The following is a 23,980-nucleotide window of genomic DNA, read 5'->3' on the forward strand; positions in this document are numbered from 1 at the left end:
ATGTCACTGTCCGCCGCCCTGACCTCGTCGTTGCGAGATGCCCTGACGTTCTGGCTCCCCGTCGCGTGCGCCGGGTGCGGTGTCGTCGACACCGATCTCTGTGCCGGATGCCGTGACGCCCTGGCCCCGAGCCCGATCCGCCGCGCCATCGGATCGGGGATGACGGTCACGAGCGCGCTCGCGTTCGACGGGGTCGCGGCCCGCGTCATCCGTTCGCTCAAAGAGGAGGGGCGGACCGGCCTCGCGCGCGACCTGGCCCCGGCGCTCGATGCCGTGCTGCGTCTCACGGTGCCTACCGACGCGCGCGTGACGACCGTGCCGGGGACGCGTGCGGCCTTCCGGCGACGGGGCTTCCGCCCCCTCGACATCCTGCTGCGGCGGGCGGGGTGGACGCACGAGCGACTGCTGCGGGTGGCCCGCGCGACCGATGACCAGCGGGGACTCGGTCGCAGCGCTCGCCGCGAGAACGTCGGGGGAGCCTTCGCCGCCCGACCGGTGCCGGGCGGGGTCGTCGTGGTCGTCGACGATGTCGTGACCACCGGATCGACGCTGTCCGAGGCGGCACGCGCCCTGCGCGCGGCGGGGGCGGACGAGGTGATCGCCGTGGCGCTGGCGCACACGCCGCGTCGCAGGAACATCGAAGGTGAATCCCGGGTGATTGAGACGTGACACGGGGGTGGCGGGCTACTAGCGTAAGGATGACTGAAGGCGACGGATGTTCCGCCCTTAGACCGGGCGGAACCCGGAACAAGGAGGTCACAGATGGACACCAACATCGTCGGCGTGGGAGTCGGTATCACCGATCGTTTCCGCTCGGTGGTCGAAGAGAAGGTCAGTCGCATCGAGCACCTGGCGCCGCGCGCTCAAGCGCTCGAGGTCAAGGTGACCCACCGCTCCTATCGCAACGGTCGTCTCGAAGACGACACCGTCGAGCTCACGCTCGACGGCAAGGGCCCGGTCGTTCGCGCGGAGGCGACCGACACCGACAAGTTCGCGGCCCTCGACCTCGCGGTCGACAAGATCTCCGAGCAGGTGCGCCGCGCGAAGGACAAGCGCATCGACGCGCGAAACCACCCCCGGGGCGCGAAGTTCGAGAAGGGCACGGGAGAGCTCGCCGGCATCGACGTCGAGCCCGCCTCCGTCGAGGTGCTGCGTGCCGTCGCGACCGGTTCGGTGCCCGTGCAAGAGACCGGTGCCGACGACGAGGACTACTCGCCCGTGGTCATCCGACAGAAGGAGTTCGGCGCCGAGTGGATGACCGTCGAAGACGCCGTCGACCGCATGGAACTCGTCGGCCACGACTTCTTCCTCTTCATCGACGCCCGCACCGATCACCCGAGCGTCGTCTACCGCCGCAAGGGCTGGGACTACGGTGTGATCGCGCTGGCGACCCAGGCCGCCCCGGCCGTCGGGGTCGCATCCTGACCTGAGAACGACACGACGCCCCCGGTCCTCGGACCGGGGGCGTCGTCGTGCGGGGCGAGCCGTGGAAGGCAGGCTCAGCCGTCGAAGATGTCGCCCAGCAGCGAGCCGATGACGAGGCCGCCGAGCATGCCGCCGACCATGTTGCCGCCGCCCATTCCGCCCCCGCGGCCGTACCCGCCGCCGCGGTTATCTCCGCCCCAGTCGTTCGGGCGGGACTGCTCGATGTCGCGCTGAGCGATCTGCAGGGCCTCGGATGCCAGCGACCCGGCGCGCCGCGCGGTCGCGAGAACCGTCTCGCGCCGGTCCTCGGGCACGGGACCGAGCGGCAGACCCGCGCGAAGGCGTTCGGCCTCGACGAAGCGGGTGCGCGCGTCGGCACCGATCCATCCGCGGTGACCGGTGATGAGGCCGCGGGCGACGGCGATCTGCCGGTCGGCGTCGTCGATCGCGTGCTCCACCTGATCCTGCGAGGGGACGGGGCGGGCGGCACGCTCGCGCGCGAGGTCGAGATCGGCGTTGGCCTGGCGCAGCGACGACAGCGCCTGGAAGGGATCGCTGCGCGATCCCGAGGCGGGGAGCGCGGTCAAGGCCTGCTGCAGCGTGGCCATGGCCTGGACCACGGCCGGCGTCTGCGCGCCGAGGCGCGCTTCGATCAGGTCGTTGCGGGAGTCGTCGACCACGGCGGCGAGAGTCGACTCGGCGCGGAGGGCTTCGATCTCGAAGGTGTCCACGGCATCCAGGAGCGATTCCGCCCGACGAACGGCTTCGGTGGCCGCCTCGAGGGCGACCGACGCCTGCTCGCGCTGGCCCGCTTCGCGGCGGCGCTCCGAGACGGCCGCGGTGTGCACGGCGAAGTCGAGCAACTGCTCGATCTCTTCGGGGTTGCCGCCGATCTGTGCCAGCGCCGAATCTCTGTAGCGGCGGGACAGCCGGTCGACGACCTCGCGGGCGTTCGGGATGCGCTCGGCGAGCCGGTCGCGATCCGCGCGCACCCGCGCCAGGGTCTCGGGGGCGCGGCGCACGGCGTCGATCTTGGGCTGGAGCACCTGGGTGCGCTCTTCGAGCAGGTCTTCGGCCCACTGCGACAGCTGGATGATGCGGGCGTTGCGCGTGCGAAGTTCTTCTTTGGTGTCGGGGATCTCGTCGTGGTTCAGCTGGTGCAGCTGGAACGCCTCGGCGAGGTGGGTGCGCACGGAGTCGAGGGCCGCCGCGAGGTCGTCGGTCGCCTTGTCGCCGAGTTCGGCGCGGGCGAAATCGAGTTCGTCCGAGGTCAGGCGCACGCGTTCGTCGGCCGCGACGATCGCGAGCTCCGCTCGGCGTGCCAGATCGGCATCCGCCGCGTCCTGCTCTTCGCGCTTCCTCTTGCCCCAGAAACCGGCCATGGGTCGATCCTAGGCGTCGGGTTCGGCGGCGTCGCCGTGTGTTCGCTGCGGGCGCGCGCTCCTCTTTCGGATTGCGGCCTCCTCGCAGGTCACGAACGGGTAACACGGATAACATGGGCGATGTATGCCTGTTCGCAGGCCGGCGTCCACGCGGGCGCCGCACCCGACAGATGGAGATGCTCCGTGGCCAATCCGCTCGAGAAACTGCTGCGCGCCGGCGAGGGCCGCATCCTGCGCCGACTGCAGGGCGTCGTGAAAGCGACCGGAGCGCTCGAAGAGGACTACGAGCAGCTCACCGACGACGAGCTGCGCAACGAGACCGTCGAGCTGCGCGCGCGTTACGAAGCCGGTGAGACGCTCGACCAGCTCATGCCCGAGGCCTTCGCCGCCGTTCGCGAGGCGGCCAAGCGCACGCTCGGCCAGCGTCCCTACGACGTGCAGATCATGGGTGGGGCAGCCCTCCACCTCGGCAACATCGCCGAGATGAAGACCGGTGAGGGCAAGACGCTGACCGCGGCGCTTCCCGCGTACCTCAACGCGATCGCCGGCCAGGGCGTGCACGTCATCACGGTCAACGACTTCCTCGCGAGCTACCAGTCCGAGCTCATGGGTCGCGTCTACCGCGCCCTCGGCATGACCACGGGAACGGTCGTCGCAGGACAGACCCCCGAGGTGCGCCGCGAGCAGTACGAGGCCGACATCAGCTACGGCACGAACAACGAGTTCGGATTCGACTACCTGCGCGACAACATGGCCTGGCGCAAAGAAGACCTCGTGCAGCGCGGTCACTTCTACGCCATCGTCGACGAGGTCGACTCGATCCTCATCGACGAGGCCCGCACCCCGCTGATCATCTCGGGCCCGGCATCCGGCGAAGCCAACCGCTGGTTCGCGGAGTTCGCCAAGCTCGCCCGCACGCTCGAGGCCGGCGTCGACTACGAGGTCGACGAGAAGAAGCGCACGATCGGCGTGCTCGAGCCCGGTATCGAGAAGGTCGAGGACTACCTCGGCATCGACAACCTGTACGAATCGGCCAACACCCCGCTGATCTCGTTTCTGAACAACTCGATCAAGGCGATCGCGCTGTTCAAGCGCGACACCGACTACGTCGTGATGAACGACGAGGTCATGATCGTCGACGAGCACACCGGCCGCATCCTCGTGGGTCGTCGCTACAACGAGGGCATCCACCAGGCGATCGAGGCCAAAGAGGGCGTGCCGGTCAAGGCCGAGAACCAGACCCTCGCGACCGTCACCCTGCAGAACTACTTCCGTCTGTACGACAAGCTCGCCGGCATGACCGGTACCGCCGAGACCGAGGCGGCCGAGTTCATGTCGACCTACAAGCTCGGCGTGGTTCCCATCCCCACGAACAAGCCGATGATCCGCAAGGACCAGTCCGACCTCGTCTACAAGAACGAGACGGCCAAGTTCGCGCAGGTCGTCGAAGACATCGTCGAGCGCCATGAGAAGGGCCAGCCGGTCCTCGTGGGCACCACGAGCGTGGAGAAGAGCGAGTACCTCTCGCGGCTTCTGGCGAAGAAGGGCGTGCGTCACGAGGTCCTCAACGCCAAGAACCACGCGCGCGAGGCCGAGATCGTCGCGCGCGCAGGTCGCCTGGGTGCCGTCACCGTCGCCACCAACATGGCCGGTCGCGGAACCGACATCATGCTCGGCGGAAACGCCGAGTTCCTCGCCGTGCAGGAGATGAAGGCGAAGAACCTCGACCCGGTCGAGACCCCCGAGGCCTACGAGTCCGAGTGGGACACCGTGTACCAGAGCATGCGCGACACCGTGGCCGAAGAGGCCGCGAAGGTGGTCGAGGCCGGTGGCCTGTACGTGCTGGGCACCGAGCGTCACGAGTCGCGTCGCATCGACAACCAGCTGCGCGGTCGTTCGGGCCGTCAGGGCGACCCCGGCGAGAGCCGCTTCTACCTCTCGCTCACCGACGACCTCATGCGCCTGTTCCAGTCGGGTGCGGCGGAGGCGATCCTCGCGCGCACCAACTTCCCCGACGACGTCGCGATCGAATCGGGCCTGGTCTCGCGCGCGATCAAGAGCGCCCAGTCGCAGGTCGAGGCGCGCAACGCCGAGATGCGCAAGAACGTGCTGAAGTACGACGACGTGCTGAACCGTCAGCGCGAGGCGATCTACGCCGACCGTCGTCACATGCTCCAGGGCGACGACATCGCCGATCGCGTGCAGCACTTCATCGAGGACGCGATCACCGCCGTCATCGACGACCACACCGGCTCGGGTCACACCGAGTCGTGGGACTTCGACGCCCTGTGGACCGAGCTGAAGACCATGTACCCCGTGAGCGTCACGATCGACGAGGTCGTGGCCGAGGCGGGTGGCAACAAGGGTCGCATCACGCCCGAGGGCCTCAAGCGAGAGATCATCTCCGACGCCCGCATCGCGTACGAGAACCGCGAGAAGGCCCTCGGCGAGCAGGCGCTGCGCGAGCTCGAGCGACGCGTCGTGCTGCAGGTCCTCGACCGCCGCTGGCGCGAGCACCTGTACGAGATGGACTACCTCAAGGACGGCATCGGCCTGCGCGCCATGGCCCAGCGCGACCCGCTCATCGAGTACCAGCGCGAGGGCTACCAGATGTTCCAGTCGATGATGGGGCAGATCAAGGAGGAGTCGGTCGGCTTCCTCTACAACCTCGAGGTCGAAGTGCGCAAGGTCGAGGGTGACGAGGCTCAGGTCGAGGCGAAGGGCCTCGCCCCGACGCCGGTCGAGACCCAGCGCCTCGAGTACTCCGCGGCCAACGACGCCGGCGAGGTCGAGGTCCGCAACGACCGCGGTCAGGTGCAGCAGGCCGCCACCAACCGCCTCCGTCAGGCCGAGCAGCAGGCCGAGCCGGCTGCCGAGCAGGCCCCCGCCGCCCGCGGAGCCTTCGGGCAGCGGGTGGCCCCGAGCGACGAGCCCGCCGCGAGCAACCGCGCCGATCGTCGCGCAGCCAAGAAGAAGTGATCGCACGACGGATGCCGCGCCCCGAGGTCGGGGGCGCGGCATCCGTTGTTTCCGGGTACGTCGTCCGGCCGCCGGTCGGGGGACTGGCCCGACCGAGGGGTCCACGCGGTGTCGATTGGCCGCGACGGCCCGGGGATATCCTGAACCGATGAGCCCGCTGCGCCCCCTCGACCAGTCATCCAAGCTGAAGGACGTCCTGTACGAGATCCGCGGGGAGGCCCTCGTCGAGGCCGACCGACTCGAGGCCGAGGGGCACTCGATCCTCAAGCTCAACACCGGCAACCCGGCGATCTTCGGCTTCGAGGCTCCGCACCAGATCGTGCGCGACATGATCGCCTCGGTCCCCAACGCCCACGGCTACAGCGACAGCCGCGGCATCCTGTCCGCTCGTCGCGCGGTCGTCTCGCGGTACGAGCAGGAGCCCGACTTCCCCCACCTCGACCCCGATCACGTCTTCTTGGGCAACGGCGTGTCCGAGCTCATCACGATGACGATGCAGGCGCTGCTCGATGAGGGCGACGAGGTGCTCATCCCCGCCCCCGACTATCCGCTGTGGACGGCGATGACCAGCCTGGGCGGCGGCACGCCCGTGCACTACCTGTGCGATGAGCAGCGCGAGTGGCAGCCCGACCTCGAGGACATCCGCTCCAAGGTCACGCCCCGCACCAAGGCGATCGTCGTCATCAACCCGAACAACCCCACGGGCGCGGTGTACTCGCGCGAGATCCTCGAGGGCATCGCCGACATCGCCCGGGAGCACTCGCTCCTGCTGCTGGCCGACGAGATCTACGACCGGATCCTGTTCGACGACGCCGTGCACATCCCGATGGCCACGATCGCCCCCGACCTGCTCTGCCTCACCTTCAACGGCCTCTCCAAGACCTATCGGGTGGCGGGATACCGCTCCGGATGGCTCGCGATCACCGGACCCAAGGAGCACGCGCAGGGATTCCTGCACGGCATCAACCTGCTGGCATCCACTCGTCTGTGCCCGAACGTGCCGGCGCAGTTCGCGGTGCAGGCGGCGTTGTCGGGGGTGCAGTCGATCGACGCGCTCATCGCCCCGACCGGTCGTCTTCACGAGCAGAGGGATGCCGCGTGGCAGGGCCTCGAGGCCATTCCGGGCGTCTCGTGCGTCATGCCGCGGGGGGCGCTCTACGCCTTCCCGCGCTTCGATCCCGACGTGTATGAGATCCCGGATGACGCGCAGTTCGTCCGCGACTTCCTTCTGGCCGAGCACGTGCTGCTGGTCCAGGGGTCGGGCTTCAACTGGCCCGCGACCGATCACGTGCGCATCGTCACGCTCCCCGAGGCTCGCGTCATCACCGACGCGATCGAGCGTCTCGGCAACTTCTTGGCGTCCTGGCGTCCCTGACCCCGGGCGGGCGGGGACCTCTCCGCACGGTCGGCGCGGTCTCGTCGGGCGGTCGCCGTTTACAGCAGGTGGAGCGCCGTGATGCGCCACCGTCGCTCGACCGTCTCGAGCCGGAGGGCGATGGCGCGGGTGCGCAGACGACCCGAGACGATGACGGTCGCTTCGAGGGCACCTTCCCGAGGTGAGAAGAGGCGGATGCCGCGGACATGGTGGACGGCGCGGTACATCTGAACGCCTCGCGCACTCCGGGCGCGGGCGGCGAGGCTCGTTCGCACGAGGAGCGCACGGTAGACCTCTTCGGACATCCACCGTGCCAACTGCTCCGGGTCACGGACGCCGGCGACCACCTCGAGGACACCGCGGACCATGTTGCCGACGAAGACCTCGATGGCGGGGAGGCCGTCAGCGGCGTGCTCCGGACCCGGATTGCTCGCTGGACGGGCGTTCTGCTGGGCGCGCCGCGAAGGTTCGCGTCGCCGTGCTGATTCGGGCATGGGTCCTCTGTCTGTGCGTCGTAGGTTCGGCGAGTCGGGGTGAGGCCGACAGTAGGACAGTCATCGCACGGGCCATGGAGTTTTCGCGGTGTCTGTGGAGGGCTTTCGACGGGGTGAGGTTGAGGAGGAGCCGCGGTCATTCTTCTCGTCGCAGCGCCGACCGTCCCACACCGCGACTCTTCCCCTCAGCTCCACGGACCTCGTCACCCACGGGTCGCTCGAGAGGGACGCTCTCCGCGGCATGTCGGGCTGCTCGCCGGCGGACGCGGGAACGCCTTCGGGATCGGCGTCCCGGCGCGGAGGAGCCCAGACCTCGAGGTCGCGGCACGCATCGTCGGGCGCTGGCGCGACCACCCGGACGGGATCGCTTCCGGGCGATTGTGCGACGTTCGTCGTCACGGTAAATCGTCCGCGGGGTGAGTGCCTCTCCGTCTTGGCCTCACCACGTCCACCGTTGTGCGGACGTCGCGACCTCACCCTGCGCACCGCCCGGGCCTGCTGGGCAGGAGACCTCGAGGGGACGGGTTGGTTTCTCTCGCCCGCGCCTTAGCCTGCCGACGCATTCGAGGCGGTCGAACCTCACCCGCAGCCTCACCGAGCGCCGGCCGGACGCCTCGTGCGGATGCCCGCGTCGGAGGCTCCCCCTAGGGTGGAGGGGTGTCGACACTCAGTGAACTTGTCTACGCCCAGGGCCGCTCCAGCGAGGCGGACGTCGAGTGGCTGCACCGGCTCGCGGGCGATGGGCAGTTGCTCGCCGACCTCGCGTTCGCCGACATCGTCATCTGGGTCCCCACTCCCGACGACTCGTTCGTCGCCGTCGCCCACACGCGGCCCGGGGGAGCGGCGACGCTCTTCTACCGCGACATCGTCGGCGACCGCGTCCGTCCGCAGTGGCGCACCCAGGTGCGCGAGGCGTTCCAGAGCGGACGCATCGTCGACTCGGCATCCCCCGACTGGTTCGAGGAGACCCCCACGCGCGTGCGTGCGGTGCCGATCGTGCGCGAGCTCTCGCGCGAGGGCAACGCCGTCACGACCGTCGGCGTGCTGACCCGGCACACGAACCTCGGCGAGACGCGCACGCCGTCGCGTCAGCAGATCACCTTCAACGACTGCGCCGACGACCTGTTCGGCATGATCTCTTCGGCGGAGTTCCCTGACCTGTCCGCGCCGACCGCACCTCGTCGTGGAGCCCCGCGCGCGTCGGACGGGCTGATCCGTCTCGACGTCGACGGGATCACGACCTTCGCGAGCCCCAATGCGCTGTCGGCGTTCAACCGCATGGGCTTCGACGACGAGCTCGAGGGCGAGTCGCTGGCCGAGGTCACCGCTCGCATCCTGCCGGCGAAGCGACAGGACGTCGACGAGTCGCTCCCGGTCGTGGTGAGCGGGCGCGCACCATGGCGCGCCGACATGGAGGCGCGCGGCGTGCAGGTCTCGCTGCGGACGATCCCCCTGCGCGATCGCGGCAACCGCATCGGCGCGATCGTGCTCAGCCGCGACGTCACCGAGATCCGCCACCAGGAGCAGGAGCTCATCACCAAGGACGCGACGATCCGCGAGATCCACCACCGGGTGAAGAACAACCTGCAGACGGTGGCGTCGCTCCTGCGCATCCAGGCGCGGCGCACGCATTCCGACGAGGCGCGAGACGCGCTCACGCAGGCCATGCGACGGGTCTCGGCCATCGCCGTCGTGCACGACACGCTGTCGGAGGGCCTCGCGCAGAACGTCGACTTCGACGACGTCTTCGCGCGCGTGCTCAAGCTCGTCGCCGAGGTTGCGGCGGCCCCCAACACCCGCGCGCGCACGCGCAGCACGGGCAAGTTCGGCACGCTGCCCAGCCAGTTCGCCACGCCCCTCGCGCTCGCGCTCACCGAGCTGGTGACCAACGCGGTCGAGCACGGGCTCGCCGGTCAGGAGGGCGACGTCGAGATCGCCGCCGAACGCACCGGCGAGATGCTCGAGGTCAGCGTCCGCGACACGGGCGTCGGCCTGCCCGAGGGCCAGGTGGGCCGCGGCCTGGGCACGCAGATCGTGCGCACCCTCATCCAGGGCGAGCTCGGCGGAACCATCGATTGGCACACGCTGATGGGCAGCGGAACCGAGGTCACCATCGAGATCCCGCTGCGCTACATCGGCGGCTCGTCCGCCTGAGGCATCGCGTTGCTCGCGGGTACGCGGGAGTCCCGCCGTTCTCGGGGCGAGGTCTGCGCGCCTCTCCCTACCGCGGCACGACGAAGCCCGCCCCCGGAGGGACGGGCTTCGTCGAACGGCGGATGCCGTGAGGTCAGGAGGCGCGGCGGGCGCGAGCGGCGCGGCGCTTGAGCGCGCGACGCTCGTCTTCGCTCAGACCACCCCAGACGCCCGAGTCCTGGCCGGACTCGAGGGCGTACTGCAGGCAGACCTCGGTGACGGTGCAGCGAGCGCAGACCGACTTGGCCTTCTCGATCTGGTCGACCGCCGGGCCGGTGTTGCCGACCGGGAAGAACAGTTCGGGGTCGACGGTGAGGCAGGCTGCTTTGTCGCGCCAATCCATAGGGGTGCTCCTTGTAACAGAAAATTGGTCGATTCGGCACCGGGATTCGGGTCCGGTACCCTGGTGGGAACGCGAGCGATTGCTCGCCCCACTTCGCTGTGGGAGCACACGGCTTGTTCCATGCTCCCATAGCGATTCCGCCTGATCAAGAGGTAACCGCGAGGTTTCCAGATCGTAACGGCGCGGATTCGCCCGCCGGGGAGGCTTTCCGGATGCCGATTCGTCTCGCTGCCGCGGTCCTGCTCGGACTCGAAAGCCTCGGCATCCTGGCGCTCGCGGGCTGGCAGACGGTCGCCCTCGTCGGCGGCGACACCGATTCGGTGGTGAGCTCGGTCGCCCTCATCGTCCTCACCGTGATCGGTGCGGCCATCGTCGGTGCCTTCGGCGTCGCCACGGCCCGCGATGTCTCGGCCGGTCGATCCGGAGGGATCGTCACGCAACTACTCATCCTCTCGGTCGCCATCGGCGCGGTGACGGGGGAGTGGGCGTCTCCGGCGATCGCCGTGCTCATCGCGGTGCCGGCCGTCGTCGGTCTCGTGCTGCTCGCGCTGGCGGTGCGCGCGGCGGCGCCGCGACGTCGCGACGACGACTGAGTCACGGCGCAGACGCGAAGACCCCGCCGACCGCTCGTGCGGGGCGGGGTCGCGGCATCCGCGGATCAGGCGACGGCGAGACCGAGGGTCTTGCGCAGACGCGCCACGTGGCCGGTGGCCTTGACGTTGTACATCGCCTCGACGATCTTGCCCTCTTCGTCGACGACGAAGGTCGAGCGGAGCACGCCCGTGACCGTCTTGCCGTAGTTCTGCTTCTCGCCCCACGCGCCGTAGGCCTCGTGCACGGCGTGGTCGGCGTCGCTCAGCAGCGGGAAGGTCAGACCGTCGCTGTCGCGGAACGCGCGCAGCTTCTCGGGGGTGTCGCGCGAGATCCCGAGCACCGTGTACCCGGCGCCCTGGAGAGAGGCGAGGCTGTCGCGGAAGTCGCACGCCTGCGTGGTGCATCCCGGCGTCTGAGCCGCGGGGTAGAAGTAGAGGATCACGCGGCGGCCGCGGAAGTCGCCCAGCGAGACGGGGTGTTCGTCCTGGTCGATGAGGGTGAAGTCGGGGGCGATGTCGCCCTTTTCGAGGTTCGTCACCCCTCCAGCCTAGAACGCTCGATGCCCTGGAACGTCGTCAGCAGGCGCTGCAGGGAGTCCAACCGGGCGGCGGCCCCGGGGCCGAGGCGGCCGGACTCGACCGCCTCGATGATGGCGCAGTCGGGAGCGTCGGGCAGGTGCGTGCAGCCGCGCGGGCACTCCTCGGCCACCTCGGCCAGATCCGTGAACGCGCCGAGGACGTGCGCGGGGTCGACGTGTCCGAGACCGAACGACCGCACGCCGGGGGTGTCGATGACCCAGCCCGAGCCGGCGCGTCCGCGGTACCGCAGCGACACCGCGGACGAGGAGGTGTGACGCCCCCGCCCGGTGACGGTGTTCACATGACCGATCGCGCGCTCCGACCCCGTGAGGGCGTTCACCAGCGTCGACTTGCCCACGCCCGAGTGCCCCACGAACACCGTCGAGTGGCCGACGAGGGCCTCGCCGATCTCGTCGAGGGGCATCTGCCCCTGCGCGCTGGTGAACACGCGCAGGTCGAGACCGACGAAGTGCGCGAGGAACTCCGTCGGGTCGGCCAGGTCGGTCTTGGTGACGACGAGCAGGGGACGGATGCCGGCATCCAGCGCCGCCACGAGGTAACGGTCGACGAGGCGGGCGCGGGGTTCGGGGTCGGCCGCGGCGACCACGACAAGCATCTGGTCGGCATTGGCCACGATCACGCGCTCGACCTGGTCGGTGTCGTCGGCGCTGCGGCGCAGCAGCGACGTGCGCTCCTCAAGACCGATGATGCGCCCGAGGGTGCCTTCGTCGCCCGTGAGGTCGCCGACGACGCGGGCGCGGTCGCCGTTGACGATGGGCTGCTTGCGGAGCTCGCGCGCGCGAGTGGCCAGCACACGACGTTCGTCGGGGCCGTCCTCGTCGACGAGGACCGTGTAGCGGCCGCGGTCGACACCGAGCACGCGGGCGATCTGCGCGTCGGCATGAGCGGGACGCCGCTTCGTCCGAGGCCTGTTCGCCTTGGGATTGGGGCGGACGCGGATGGACGACTCGTCGTAGCGGAGGTCGTCCTCGTCGTCGTCGGCGTCGTCGAGCCAGCTCACGGTCGCTGCTCGCTCACACGCGGGGAGCGCGCAGCATCGCCTGCCACAGCGCCGCGAACTGGGGGAGGGTCTTGGCGGTGGTTCCGATGTCGTCGATCCGCACGCCGGGAACACGCAGACCGATCAGGGCGCCGGTGGTGGCGAGACGGTGGTCGTGGTGGGCCTTCCACTCGCCGCCGACGAGAGGCCGCGGCACGATGCGGATGCCGTCGTCGAGCTCGTGGGCCTCGCCGCCGAGCGAGCGGAGGTTTCCGACGAGGGCGCTGATGCGATCGGTCTCATGACCGCGGATGTGCCCGATCCCGTGGAGCGTGGTGGGACCGTCGGCGAACGCCGCCAGGCCGAACAGCGTCGGCGCCAGCTCGCCCGCCGCGGACAGGTCGAGATCGACACCCAGGATGCCGTCATCTCCGGCGGCCACGGTGAGGGCGCCGCCGCGACGGCTGACGCGGGCTCCCATCTCGGCGAGGATGTCGACGAGGAGAGCGCCCGGCTGCGTGCTGTGCAACGGCCAGCCCGTGACAGTGACGGAGCCGCCCGTGACCATGGCCGCGGCGAGGAACGGCGAGGCGTTGGAGAGATCGGGCTCGATCGCCACGTCTTTCGCGCGCACGGGGCCGGCCGGCACGATCCACTCGCCGGGAGAGGGGCGCTCGACGTGCACGGCGCGGTGGGCGAGGGCTTCGACGGTCATGTCGATGTGCGGGATGCTGGGCAGGCGCGAGCCGACGTGACGCAGGTGAAGCCCCACGTCGAAGCGCGCGGCCGCGAGCAGGAGCCCCGAGACGAACTGGCTCGACTGACTCGCATCGATCTCGACTTCGCCGCCGCGCACGTGTCCGTGCCCGCGCACCGAGAACGGCAGCGCCCAGTGGCCGCCGTCGTCGATGTCGACACCGACGTCGCGCAGGGCGTGGATCATGGCGCCCATCGGACGGTGCAGTGCGCTCTCGTGGGCGGTGACGTGCACGTCGCCACGGGCGAAGCCCGCCACGGGGGCGATGAACCGCATGACGGTTCCGGCCTGGCCGCAGTCGATCGTGCCGTCGCCCGTGAACGAGGACGGAGGGGTCACCAGCAGGTCGGGGCCGAACGGCGAGCCGGTGTCGATCTCGTCGATTCCGACGCCGAGGACGCGCAACGCGTCGACCATGCGCGCGGAATCGTCGGAGTGCAGCGGTCCGTGCAGCGTGCCGGGGCCGTCGGCGATCGCGGCGAGGATCAGTTCGCGATTGGTCAGCGACTTCGAACCCGGCACGGTGACCGTGGCATCCAGGGGGCCGTCGGACACGGGCGCGTCCCACTCACCGCGGGGAGTGGCGGCGGAAAGGGAATACCCGAGGGGAGTCATCGGTTCCTAGCCTACTGAAAGGGGACGACACGTGACCGCACTTCTCGAACGCGACCGCCTGCCGGAGGCCATCCCGGTGGTCGCCGACACGCTCGACGTAGACTGGCGCGCGATGAACGACACCGCAGACGCCGGCCCGCAGGCGGAGCCCCGCGCACAGTTCGAAGAGCAGGCGCTGCCCTTCATGGATCAGCTGTACGCCGCAGCGATGCGCATGACGCGCAATCCGGCCGACGCCGCCGATCTCGTGCAGGAGACCTTCGTGAAGGCCTTCGGCTCGTGGGCGACGTTCACGCAGGGCACCAATCTGAAGGCGTGGCTCTACCGCATCCTGACGAACACGTACATCAACACGTATCGCAAGAAGCAGCGCGAGCCCTACCAGAGCGCGATCGACGATCTCGAGGACTGGCAGCTCGGCGGAGCCGAATCGACCACCGCGAGCAGCGCCCGTTCGGCCGAGGCCGAAGCGATCGACCACATGCCGGCATCCGTCGTGAAGGACGCGTTGCAGTCGATCCCCGAAGATTTCCGGATGGCGGTGTACCTCGCCGACGTCGAGGGCTTCGCCTACCAGGAGATCGCCGACATCATGAAGACTCCGATCGGTACGGTCATGAGCCGTCTGCACCGCGGCCGGCGGCTGCTGCGCGACCTGCTGTCGGACTACGCCAAGGAGCGCGGCATCCAGGCCGCGACGGGAGAGAAGAAATGAGCGACTGCGGCTGCGACAAGGCGCGACGCGACCTTGAGGAGTACCTCCGCAACGAGGTCTGCAAGACCCAGCAAAAGGACATCCGGGAGCACCTCGAGAACTGCCCCGGATGCCAGGACGAGGCCCTCGTGGCACGGACGCTGACCGAGGTGGTCGCGCGTGCGTGCAAAGAGACGGCGCCTGACGAACTCCGCGACCAGGTGCTCTCGCGCCTGCGCGCCATCCAGGCCACTCACTGACGTCGCGGACGTTCGCTCGCCGCGTGTCGGAGGTGATCCCTAGGCTGTGGTCATGGCATCCCTCGACACTCTGACGCTGCCCCTCGACCCGACCTCCGCCGCCGACCTCGCCGCATCCGGGCTCGAATACGAGCGGGTGGATGCCGACGGCGAGGGGTTCCGTCCCTTCCAGCGGGCGGTCGCCCGGGGTTTCCTGGGCGGGGAGTCGACCGACGACGAGGCCGAGAACGCGCGCAAGACCCTGCGGACCCGCCGACTGACGGCGGTCTACGACCGTCGGGGCGTCGAGCCCGCGGTGCCGGTCGGCACGATCGACTCGTGGGCCTCCGAGCTGACGACCTCGCCGGGGCGCGTCGCCCCGCTGTGGTCCATCAGCGCCGTCACGGTGGCCGCGACGCACCGTCGCCGGGGGATCGCGCGCGCGATGATCGGCGGTGAACTGCGGACGGCGGCCGCGGCCGGCTTCGCCATCGCGGGCCTCACCGTCACCGAGGCGACGATCTACGGGCGCTGGGGTTTCTCGCCCGCCGCGTGGGCCTCCGACGTGCAGATCGACACGGGCCGCGCCCGCTGGACGGGTTCGACGGCACCCGGGCGGCTCGACTTCGTGCCGCGCGAGGCAGTCGTGGATCGCGTGGCGGCCGTCCACGAGCGAGTGCGCATCCAGCGCCCCGGGTCGGTACCCGGGTGGGACGGGCGGTGGCGCGGGATCGCGGGTCTCGCGCCCGGCGACAAGTCGGGCGAGAAGGTCCGCGCGGTCGCCTATCGTGGCGCGGACGGCGACGAGACGGGCATCCTCGTCTACACGATCGACGAGCGCGACGACTTCTCGGCGCACGAGCTCGAAGTGCGCGCCCTGTTCGCCGTCGACGCCGAGGCGTCCGCGGCCCTCTGGCGATTCGCGATCGAGCACGACCTCGTCGGTCGGGTGAAAGCGTGGCTGCAGCCCGCCGTGCCGCCGGTGCAGTGGATGGTCGCCGACCGTCGCGCCGTGACGGCGACCCTCACCGACCACCACTGGCTGCGCATCCTCGATGTGCCCGGGGCCCTGGGCTCGCGGCGGTACGCGGGAGCACTCGACGTGGTGCTCCGCGTGGCCGACCCGCTCGGCTTCGCCGAGGGAACGTGGCGTCTGCGCGTCGGCGCGGACGGAGAAGCCGTCGTCACCCGGGCGGACAAAAGCGAGGCGTCGGAGGTCGAGCTGACGGTCGGCGCCCTGAGCTCGCTCCTGCTCGGCGGGGTGCGCTCGACGGAGCTCGCCCACGCGGGACTCGTGCGGTCAGGGGCCGACGTCCTCGTCTCCGTCGACCGGGCTTTCACCCCCGAGGCGACCCCGCTGCTCGACATCTGGTACTGACGCCTTCTCATAGGAATTGGCAATACGCTTTCGCCGATGTCCGAATCCGCCGCTCCTCCGGTCGCCGACCGACCGCCGTCGCGCCTGACGAGGGTGGGCGCGTCGCTACGTCGCTACCTGTCGCACAACCCGGTGGCGATCGTCGTCGCGGTGATCGTCGTGGCGTCCGCCGCGGCGACCGGGTCGCTGTGGGGCGACGACGCGCTGGTCTGGGGAGCAGGGCCGTTGGCCACGTTCGGCAGCGGCCGCTGGTGGACCCTGCTGACAGCACTCGTCGTGCCGGATTCGACGATCGACGCGTTCTCGTCGGTGCTACTCGCTCTGACCGCGCTCGCGTACGTCGAACGTCTGGTCGGATCGCGGCGCACGAGCCTGTTCCTCGCCGCCATCGGCCTCAGCGGATTGCTCGTGGGCATCGGCCTGCACGCCGCCGCCTGGACGATCACCGATCTCCGCCCCGTCGTCGCGGCCGAGGTCCCCGTGCTCGACCCGACCACGGCGATCGCCGGGGCCGTCATGGCCGGATCGGCCTTCGCGCCGACGCTCTGGCGTCGTCGTCTGCGCCTGGTCGGCTTCGCCCTGTTGGCCCTCTTCGCTCTCTACGCGGGTGACGCCGACTCCTGGTACCGCCTGTCGGCGGCGGTCATCGGACTCTTTGTCGGGGCTCTGCTCGCGCGGGGCCGGGAGCGCCGGTCGTGGCACCGCAGTTCGACGCGCGAGACGCGGACCCTCCTCGCCCTGCTGGTCGCGGTCGTGGGCAGCGGCCCGATCGTCGCGCTCGTCAGCGGCGGAGGCCGCGGGCCGCTCTCGCTCGTGGTGGACGCCTACACGCAATACGACGACGAACTGCTCGCGCAGTGCGGCAGAGTCGCTTCGTCGGTCTGTGACGAGCAGATCGGCCTCCTCATGACCCGGGGTGCGGGCCCCGCCCTCCTCGCGATCGTGCCGCTCGTGCTGCTCCTGGTCGCCGCGTGGGGGCTGCGGCAGGGGAGGCGCTCGGCCTGGATCGTCGCGGAGTTCGTGCTCGTGGCATCCGCCGTCCTGCCCGTCATCTCCCTGCTGGACGGTCGCCTGCGCATCGACCCGTGGGTCGACGGCAGCGGCGCGGAGTACGTGCTGTGGGCGGTCGCGACGATCGTGATCCCCCTCGCGCTGGCCGCCGCCCTGGTCGTCGCCCGCGCGCGCTTCTCGGTGCGCGCCACCCCGCGCGCGGCGCGGACCGTCGCCGTGGTGGTCACCCTCGCCTTCGTCGTGTGCGCGACGACGCTGTTCGTCGTCGAGGCGATCGGGCACCGCGCCTTCGACCGGGAGGTGTCCGTGCTCGATCTGTTCGGATTGACGCTGCGACGGTTCCTTCCCCCGTCCTTCACCCATCCGGGCGGGTCCATGGCGTTCCCGCACAGCGGGCCCGCTCTGTTCGCGTACCAGTGGATCGGCGTGCTCTTCTGGGCCATCGTCGTCACCGCGATCCTGTGGCTCTATCGGCGCTCGCGGCGCCCCGCCGCGGTCGACGACACTCACTACCGCGATCTGCTGCGACGCGGGAGCGACACCCTCGGCTTCCTCGGCACCTGGGCCGGGAACAGCCACTGGTACTCCGACGACCGGGAGTGCGCCGTCGCCTACCGGCTGAGCGGCGACGTGGCACTGGCGGTCGGCGACCCCCTCGCCCCCGAGGGGCGGCGCCCGGAGGCGCTGCGGGGCTTCACCGATTACTGCGTCGAGCACGGGTGGACCCCGGCGTTCTACAGCATCCACTCCGACACCCTCGACGATCTGGTCGACCTGGGGTGGAGACACGTCCCCGTCGGGGTCGAGACGGTCATGGACCTTCCGGGCCTGACCTTCGCCGGCAAGAGCTGGCAGAAAGTGCGTCAGCCCCTCACCCGGGCCGAACGCGAGGGATACACGGCCGTGTGGTCGCGGTGGCACGAACTGAGCGTCGGTCAGGCCTCGCAGGTGATCGCCATCGACGAGGAGTGGGTCGCCGACCGTGCCCTGCCCGAGATGGGTTTCACGCTGGGCTCCCTCGACGAACTCCGCGACCGCGACGTGCGGCTGCTGCTGGCGGTCGGCCCCGACGATCGCATCGAGGCGGTCACCAGCTGGATGCCGTCGTGGACGGCGGGCGAGATCTCGGGCTGGACGCTCGACTTCATGCGGCGGCGCACGGACGGCCCCAACGGCATGATGGAGTTCCTCATCGCGAAGGCCGCCCTCGAGCTGCAGGAAGAGGGGGCCACGGTGTTGAGCCTGTCGGGGGCTCCTCTCGCCGACGACCCGGACGAAGCCGTCGACGGCGACCCGGCGCCTCTCCGGGCACTCCTGCGCTGGCTCGCCGAGGTCCTCGAGCCGGCGTACGGTTTCGCGTCGCTCTTCCGCTTCAAGGGCAAGTTCCGGCCCCGGTACCGCCCGCTCTCGCTCGCCTACCGTGATCCGCTGCAGCTTCCCGCCATCGGGGCCGCGGTCGGACGTGCCTATCTGCCCGACGCCTCACGCCGCGAGATCGTCGCACTGGCCCGAACCGCCTGGGAGGGACGCCGGTGAACAAGTTCATCCTGTCGTTCGAACTGATCGACAGCCCCATGCTGCTCATCAGCGCCACCATCGCGGCCCTCGGCGTGATCGCCGTCGTGGTGTGGCGCCCGCGTCGGATCGTGAGCACGCTCGTGCTCGGGATCGCTGCCGGCGTCGTGATGTTCGCGGTCGCGAAGATCCTCGAGGCGATGAACACCTTCCAGGGTCCGCTGCCCGGCGCGGCCATCTGGTGGGCATCGGGATCGATGCTCGCCGTCGCGATCGGCATCGTCGGGATCTTCCGCGCCCCGTGGCCGCGTCGCGTCCTCGGCGTCGTCGCCGTGATCGCCTCCCTGCTGGCGGGCATCCTCGGCGTGAACACCTCCTACGGGGTGACCCACAACCTCGCCGCGATCCTCGGCGTCCAAGCCCTCGATCCGGCGTCTCTGCCGCAGCAGGACGCCGTCGCCGAAGACCCCGCCACGCTGTACCAGACGTGGGAGCCGCCGGCCGACATGCCGGCCAAGGGATCGGTCAGCGCTCTGACGGGGAGCACGAAGATCCCCACCGGGCAGTACGCCGCGCGCGACGCGTCGCTCTACCTGCCTCCCGCGGCCCAGGTCGCCAAGCCTCCCGCTCTCCCTCTCCTGGTGTTCATGATGGGCCAGCCCGGCTCCCCCGACCCGACGGCGCTGGCCAAGGCGCTCGACGCCTTCGCCGCGAAGAACAAGGGACTCGCGCCCATCGCGATCGTCGTCGACCAGCTGACGGCACCGGATCGCGATCCGACGTGCGTCGACTCCGCTAAATACGGCGCCGTCGCGACCTACATCAATCAGCTCGTGCCGCAGTGGGCCGAGAAGAACCTCAACATCACCACCGACCACAAGTACTGGACCATCGGCGGGTTCTCCAACGGCGGCTCGTGCGCCGCGCTGTACGGGGCCAAGTACCCCGGCACGTGGGGGCAGATGCTCGACGTGATGGGCAATGAGTTCCCCGGGTCGGAGCACGTCGATCAGACGGTCAAGGACGTGTACAACGGAGATGCCGGGGCCTTCCAGGCGAACAAGCCGTCGGTGGTCATGGCGGCCGCGTCGCCCGGGACGTTCAGCGGACACACGGCGATCTTCACGTGGGGGAGCGAAGACAAGACCTACGGCCCGGGGCAACTCGCGAACTCAAAGGCGGCGGAGGCCGCGGGATTCACGGTGCAGACGCACATCGTCGAGGGAGCCGGGCACACCGGCGAGGCTCTCGACGGCAGTCTGGCCTGGGCGATCCCGGCCTTGGCGCCCGCGCTGGGGCTGGCTGCGCCGGCATCCTGAGGCCACCGCCGGAAGACCGCGTGAGCGGCTTCGCCCGGAAATGGATCGCGGACCCGGCTTGGCGACGCGGTAGGCCCGATCCGCGGGCGCGGGGAGCGCGAGACGGCATCTCGCTGACAACGGCGCCGCAGGATGACGCCGCTTCGTCGGCGAGATGCAGTTTCGGCGATCATGGCCCCGCCAGGCGTCCGGCCGCGGCGCGCGTGTGCGCACCCTCGGCTGCGGGGACGGCGGCGGTGACAGCTCCCGGTGAGAGCGCGGCGCCCGGGGACACGCTGTAGCCCTCTGCCGCCGGTGCGGTGAAACGCCGAGGGGCCCGACCGACAGGATGTCGTTCGGGCCCCTCGGCGTGCGGGTCAGCGCGCGAGCGCTTCTTTCATGATCGCGGCGTGCTCGTTGGCGTGCACCTTCGGCGAACCCGTCGCGGTCGAGGCCGCGGCGGCGCGCGAGATGCGGCGGATCGAGCGGCCACCGAGCTGATCGGCGACTTCGAGGGCAATGAACGGCCACGCCCCCTGGTTCTCGGGCTCGTCCTGCACCCACACCAGCTCGGCGTTGGGGTACTCGCCGAGGACACGGGTCAGCTCCTCGATGGGCGCCGGGTAGTACTGCTCCAGGCGCACGAGGGCGATCTCGGGGTTCGGGTTCTTGTCGAGCTCGGCGCGCAGATCCCAGTGGATCTTGCCCGCGTGCAGCAGGACACGCGTGACGGCGCCCTTGTCGACCCCGCGGTTGTCGTCGAGCACGGGCTCGAAGCGACCCTCGAGGAAGTCCTCGACGGGGCTCGTCGCGCCGCGCAGACGCAGCATCGCCTTCGGGGTGAAAACCACGAGCGGGCGACGGGGACGCTGGTAGGCCTGACGACGCAGCAGGTGGAAGTACGACGCGGGGGTCGAGGGGCGCGCGACGATCATGTTGTCCTGCGCGCACATCTGCAGGTAGCGCTCGATGCGGGCCGACGAGTGGTCGGGTCCCTGGCCCTCGTAGCCGTGGGGGAGCAGCAGCACGACGCTCGACTGCTGCGCCCACTTCTGGTCGGCCGACGAGATGAACTCGTCGATGACCGACTGGGCGCCGTTGGCAAAGTCTCCGAACTGCGCCTCCCACAGCACGAGCGCGTCGGAGCGCTCGACCGAGTAGCCGTACTCGAACGCCATGGCGGCGTACTCGCTCAGCAGGGAGTCGTAGACCCAGAAACGGCCCTGGTTCTCGCTCAGGTTCGCCAGCGGCAGCCATTCCTGGCCGTTGTCGCGATCGTGGAGCACCGAGTGACGCTGCACGAAGGTGCCGCGACGCGAGTCCTGACCCGCGAGGCGCACCGGTGTGCCCTCCATCAGCACCGAGCCGAAGGCGAGGAGCTCGCCGAAAGCCCAGTCGATGTTGCCGTTACGGCTCATGTCGTGGCGCTTCTCGAGCAACTGCTGGAGCTTGGTGTGCACCGTGAAGCCGTCGGGCTTGTTCACGAAGGCGTCGCCGATGTGCTGGACGACCTCGCGCGAGACACCCGTGGTCTCGGGAGCGCCCACCGCCGGCTCTTCGGCCGCGTCGATGGTGACGACGGGGTTCGCACCGGTCTCGGCCTCGTGCGTGTCGGCGAAGGCGACCTCGAGGCGGTTCTGGAAGTCCTGCTTCGCCTGCTCGTACTCGTCTTCGGTGATGTCACCGCGGCCGACGAGCGACTCGGTGTACAGGCGGCGGACCGAACGCTTCGCCTCGATGAGGTTCGTCATCAGGGGCTGGGTCATCGAGGGGTCGTCGCCCTCGTTGTGACCGCGGCGGCGGTAGCAGACGAGGTCGATCACGATGTCGCGGTGGAATTCCTCGCGGTACATGAACGCGAGCTCCGCGGCGCGGACGACGGCCTCGGGGTCGTCGCCGTTCACGTGCAGGATCGGAGCCTGGATTGTCTTGGCGACGTCGGTGGCGTACACCGAGGTGCGGGCGTCGGTCGGCGTCGTGGTGAAGCCGACCTGGTTGTTGACGACCACGTGGATCGTGCCGCCGGTGCGGTAGCCGCGCAGCTGCGACATCTGCAGCGTCTCGACCACGACGCCCTGACCCGCGAACGCGGCGTCGCCGTGCACGAGGATGGGCAGCCACGAGAACGTGCCGATGGGCTTGCGGTCCTGCTTGGCGCGGACGATGCCCTCGAGCACGCCGTCGACGGTCTCGAGGTGCGAGGGGTTGGCCGCCAGGTACACGGGGAGCTCGTCGCCCGCGTCACCGACGAAGGTGCCCTCGGTGCCGAGGTGGTACTTGACGTCTCCGGAGCCGCGCTTGCTGCCGATCGCGACGGCGCCCTCAAACTCGCGGAACACGTGCCCGTAGGTCTTGCCGGCGATGTTGGTGAGCACGTTCAGACGCCCGCGGTGGGCCATGCCGATGGCGGCCCCGTCGAGTCCGGCGGAGGCCGCACCCTGGAGGATCTGGTCGAGCAGGGGGATGAGGGACTCGCCGCCCTCGAGGCTGAAGCGCTTCTGACCGACGTACTTGGTCTGCAGGAACGTCTCGAACGCCTCGGCCTGGTTCAGCTTCGACAGGATGCGCAGCTGCTCGTCGTGGCCGGGCTTGGTGTACTTGACCTCGAGGTTGCTCTGGAACCACTGGCGCTGGGCCGGGTCCTGGATGTGCATGTACTCGACACCCATGGTGCGGCAGTACGAGTCGCGCAGCACGCCGAGGATGTCGCGCAGCTTGGCGACGCGCTTGTTGCCGAGACCACCGGTCACGAACTCGCGGTCGAGATCCCAGAAGGTCAGCCCGTGCGATTCGATCTCGAGGTCGGGGTGCGTGCGCTGGACGTACTCGAGCGGGTCGATGTCGGCCATGAGGTGGCCGCGCACGCGGAAGGAGTTGATGAGCTCCTGCACGCGGGCGCTCTTGTCGATGCGCTCGGAGATGTCGACGCTGATGTCGGCGGCCCAGTGGATGGGTGCGTAGGGGATGCGCAGGGCGGCGAAGATGTCGTCGTAGAAGCCGCGCTGCCCGATGAGCAGCTCGTGGACCTTCTTGAGGAACTCGCCCGAGCCGGCGCCCTGGATGACCCGGTGGTCGTAGGTGCTGGTGAGCGTGATCGTCTTGCCGATCGCCAGCTCGTTGAGCGTCTTCTCGCTCGCGCCCATGAACTCGGCGGGGTAGTCGAGCGCACCGGCGCCGATGATCGCGCCCTGGCCGCGCATGAGGCGGGGGACCGAGTGGACCGTTCCGATGCCGCCGGGGTTGGTCAGCGAGACCGTGGTGCCCTGGAAGTCGGCGGGGGTCAGCTTGTTGGTGCGGGCGCGGCGCACGAGGTCTTCGTACGAGGCGAGGAACTCGCCGAACGTGAGGGTGTCGGCCCGCTTGATGCTCGGGACGAGGAGGGCGCGCGACCCGTCGGGCTTGGGCATGTCGATCGCGATGCCGAGGTTGACGTGCGCGGGGGCCACGACCGAGGGCTTGCCGTCGATCTCGGCGTAGTAGACGTTCTGGCTGGGGAATTCCTTGAGCGCCTGGATCAGCGCCCAGCCGATGAGGTGCGTGAAGCTCACCTTGCCGCCCCGCGTGCGCGACATGTGGTTGTTGATGACGATGCGGTTGTCGATCATCAGCTTCGCCGGGATCGTGCGCACGCTGGTCGCGGTGGGCACCGTGAGCGAGTCGTCCATGTTGGACGCCAGGGCCTTCGGCATGCCCTTGAGGACCGTCACGCGGTCTTCTTCGGTGCTCTCTCCGGCGGCGGAGGGCACCACGCTGGGCGCCTGCGCCGGGATCGGCTGCGGCTTGGCCGGCTTCGCCGTGGTGCGGGCGACCGGCGCCTGACCGACCACGGGGATGGGAGCCGTCACCGGCTTGGGCTCGGACGCCGCCGGCGCCTGCGGCGCGGAGGGCGGGGGAGCGGCGGCGGAGGATCCATCGACGACCGGGTGGTACGCCTCCAGAATCGGCCACCAGGCCTTGTCTACGGAGTGCTTGTCGACTTTGAACTGTTCGTAGAGTTCGTCTACGAGCCACTCGTTCGCGCCGAACTCGCCCTCGCTCGAAGTACCGACGCCCGTCACCTGGCTCGACACAGTCGATCGCCTGCTTTCCTCGATGAAGATTCCTGTGGAT

General features: G+C 69.8%; 18 protein-coding genes. 11 read left to right on the forward strand and 7 right to left on the reverse strand.

The window, feature by feature from the left end:
• Together ASE56_RS07635 and raiA are read left to right on the forward strand one after the other, a co-directional pair.
• Complete coding sequence (locus ASE56_RS07635; protein ID WP_056226895.1) at positions 1-669, forward strand: ComF family protein; 669 nt, start codon at positions 1-3, stop codon at positions 667-669.
• 93 nt (positions 670-762) lie between these two features.
• The gene (gene raiA, locus ASE56_RS07640; protein ID WP_056226897.1) at positions 763-1,425 is read left to right on the forward strand and encodes a ribosome-associated translation inhibitor RaiA; all 663 of its coding nucleotides are present in this window, start codon (positions 763-765) and stop codon (positions 1,423-1,425) included.
• A 74-nt stretch (positions 1,426-1,499) separates the two neighbouring features.
• Here the strand turns inward: raiA and ASE56_RS07645 are convergent, their stop codons facing one another.
• The gene (locus ASE56_RS07645; protein WP_056226899.1) at positions 1,500-2,807 is read right to left on the reverse strand and encodes a hypothetical protein; all 1,308 of its coding nucleotides are present in this window, start codon (positions 2,805-2,807) and stop codon (positions 1,500-1,502) included.
• A 183-nt stretch (positions 2,808-2,990) separates the two neighbouring features.
• Here ASE56_RS07645 and secA point away from each other — a divergent pair, with 183 nt between their 5' ends.
• The gene (gene secA / locus ASE56_RS07650; RefSeq protein ID WP_056226900.1) at positions 2,991-5,786 is read left to right on the forward strand and encodes a preprotein translocase subunit SecA; all 2,796 of its coding nucleotides are present in this window, start codon (positions 2,991-2,993) and stop codon (positions 5,784-5,786) included.
• 148 nt (positions 5,787-5,934) lie between these two features.
• The gene (locus tag ASE56_RS07655; protein WP_056226902.1) at positions 5,935-7,161 is read left to right on the forward strand and encodes a pyridoxal phosphate-dependent aminotransferase; all 1,227 of its coding nucleotides are present in this window, start codon (positions 5,935-5,937) and stop codon (positions 7,159-7,161) included.
• A gap of 59 nt (positions 7,162-7,220) precedes the next feature.
• Here ASE56_RS07655 and ASE56_RS07660 read toward each other — a convergent pair whose 3' ends face one another.
• Positions 7,221-7,655 (reverse strand): Rv3235 family protein, encoded by a 435-nt coding sequence (locus ASE56_RS07660; protein ID WP_056226904.1) that lies wholly within the window; start codon positions 7,653-7,655, stop codon positions 7,221-7,223.
• A 657-nt stretch (positions 7,656-8,312) separates the two neighbouring features.
• Here ASE56_RS07660 and ASE56_RS07665 point away from each other — a divergent pair.
• Positions 8,313-9,809, forward strand: a complete 1,497-nt coding sequence (locus ASE56_RS07665; protein ID WP_056226906.1) for a sensor histidine kinase — start codon at positions 8,313-8,315, stop codon at positions 9,807-9,809.
• A 133-nt stretch (positions 9,810-9,942) separates the two neighbouring features.
• On the opposite strand, the gene ASE56_RS07670 is transcribed toward ASE56_RS07665, so the two are convergent.
• Positions 9,943-10,191 (reverse strand): WhiB family transcriptional regulator, encoded by a 249-nt coding sequence (locus ASE56_RS07670; protein ID WP_013583608.1) that lies wholly within the window; start codon positions 10,189-10,191, stop codon positions 9,943-9,945.
• 212 nt (positions 10,192-10,403) lie between these two features.
• On the opposite strand from ASE56_RS07670, the gene ASE56_RS07675 reads away from it, so the two are divergent.
• Positions 10,404-10,784 (forward strand): hypothetical protein, encoded by a 381-nt coding sequence (locus ASE56_RS07675; RefSeq protein ID WP_056226908.1) that lies wholly within the window; start codon positions 10,404-10,406, stop codon positions 10,782-10,784.
• Positions 10,785-10,849: 65 nt separating this feature from the next.
• Here ASE56_RS07675 and bcp read toward each other — a convergent pair whose 3' ends face one another.
• The 3 genes from bcp to aroA are packed head-to-tail and all read right to left on the reverse strand — an operon-like array spanning position 10,850 to position 13,735.
• A complete protein-coding gene (gene bcp, locus ASE56_RS07680) occupies positions 10,850-11,323 on the reverse strand; it encodes a thioredoxin-dependent thiol peroxidase (protein WP_056226909.1) in 474 nt (157 codons plus the stop codon).
• Complete coding sequence (gene rsgA / locus ASE56_RS07685) at positions 11,320-12,384, reverse strand: ribosome small subunit-dependent GTPase A (protein ID WP_056226911.1); 1,065 nt, start codon at positions 12,382-12,384, stop codon at positions 11,320-11,322. Before rsgA ends, bcp begins: the two co-directional genes overlap by 4 nt.
• 13 nt (positions 12,385-12,397) lie before the next feature.
• Positions 12,398-13,735, reverse strand: a complete 1,338-nt coding sequence (gene aroA, locus ASE56_RS07690; protein ID WP_056226913.1) for a 3-phosphoshikimate 1-carboxyvinyltransferase — start codon at positions 13,733-13,735, stop codon at positions 12,398-12,400.
• A gap of 112 nt (positions 13,736-13,847) precedes the next feature.
• Between aroA and ASE56_RS07695 the strand changes: the two genes are divergently transcribed.
• From ASE56_RS07695 to ASE56_RS07715, 5 genes are read left to right on the forward strand one after another with little or no spacing between them, the layout of a single operon-like run.
• A complete protein-coding gene (locus tag ASE56_RS07695) occupies positions 13,848-14,450 on the forward strand; it encodes a sigma-70 family RNA polymerase sigma factor (protein WP_056228410.1) in 603 nt (200 codons plus the stop codon).
• A complete protein-coding gene (locus ASE56_RS07700; protein ID WP_056226914.1) occupies positions 14,447-14,689 on the forward strand; it encodes a zf-HC2 domain-containing protein in 243 nt (80 codons plus the stop codon). Before ASE56_RS07695 ends, ASE56_RS07700 begins: the two co-directional genes overlap by 4 nt.
• A gap of 52 nt (positions 14,690-14,741) precedes the next feature.
• Complete coding sequence (locus tag ASE56_RS07705) at positions 14,742-16,046, forward strand: GNAT family N-acetyltransferase (RefSeq protein WP_056226915.1); 1,305 nt, start codon at positions 14,742-14,744, stop codon at positions 16,044-16,046.
• Positions 16,047-16,082: 36 nt separating this feature from the next.
• Complete coding sequence (locus tag ASE56_RS07710) at positions 16,083-18,593, forward strand: bifunctional lysylphosphatidylglycerol flippase/synthetase MprF (protein ID WP_056226916.1); 2,511 nt, start codon at positions 16,083-16,085, stop codon at positions 18,591-18,593.
• Positions 18,590-19,891 (forward strand): esterase family protein, encoded by a 1,302-nt coding sequence (locus ASE56_RS07715; protein WP_056226917.1) that lies wholly within the window; start codon positions 18,590-18,592, stop codon positions 19,889-19,891. The genes ASE56_RS07710 and ASE56_RS07715 overlap by 4 nt, the downstream gene beginning before the upstream one ends.
• Before the next feature lie 356 nt (positions 19,892-20,247).
• On the opposite strand, the gene ASE56_RS07720 is transcribed toward ASE56_RS07715, so the two are convergent.
• Complete coding sequence (locus tag ASE56_RS07720; protein ID WP_081349638.1) at positions 20,248-23,940, reverse strand: multifunctional oxoglutarate decarboxylase/oxoglutarate dehydrogenase thiamine pyrophosphate-binding subunit/dihydrolipoyllysine-residue succinyltransferase subunit; 3,693 nt, start codon at positions 23,938-23,940, stop codon at positions 20,248-20,250.
• Positions 23,941-23,980: the final 40 nt, after the last annotated feature.

The organism is Microbacterium sp. Leaf203, from assembly GCF_001421275.1.
Lineage (GTDB): Bacteria > Actinomycetota > Actinomycetes > Actinomycetales > Microbacteriaceae > Microbacterium > Microbacterium testaceum_A.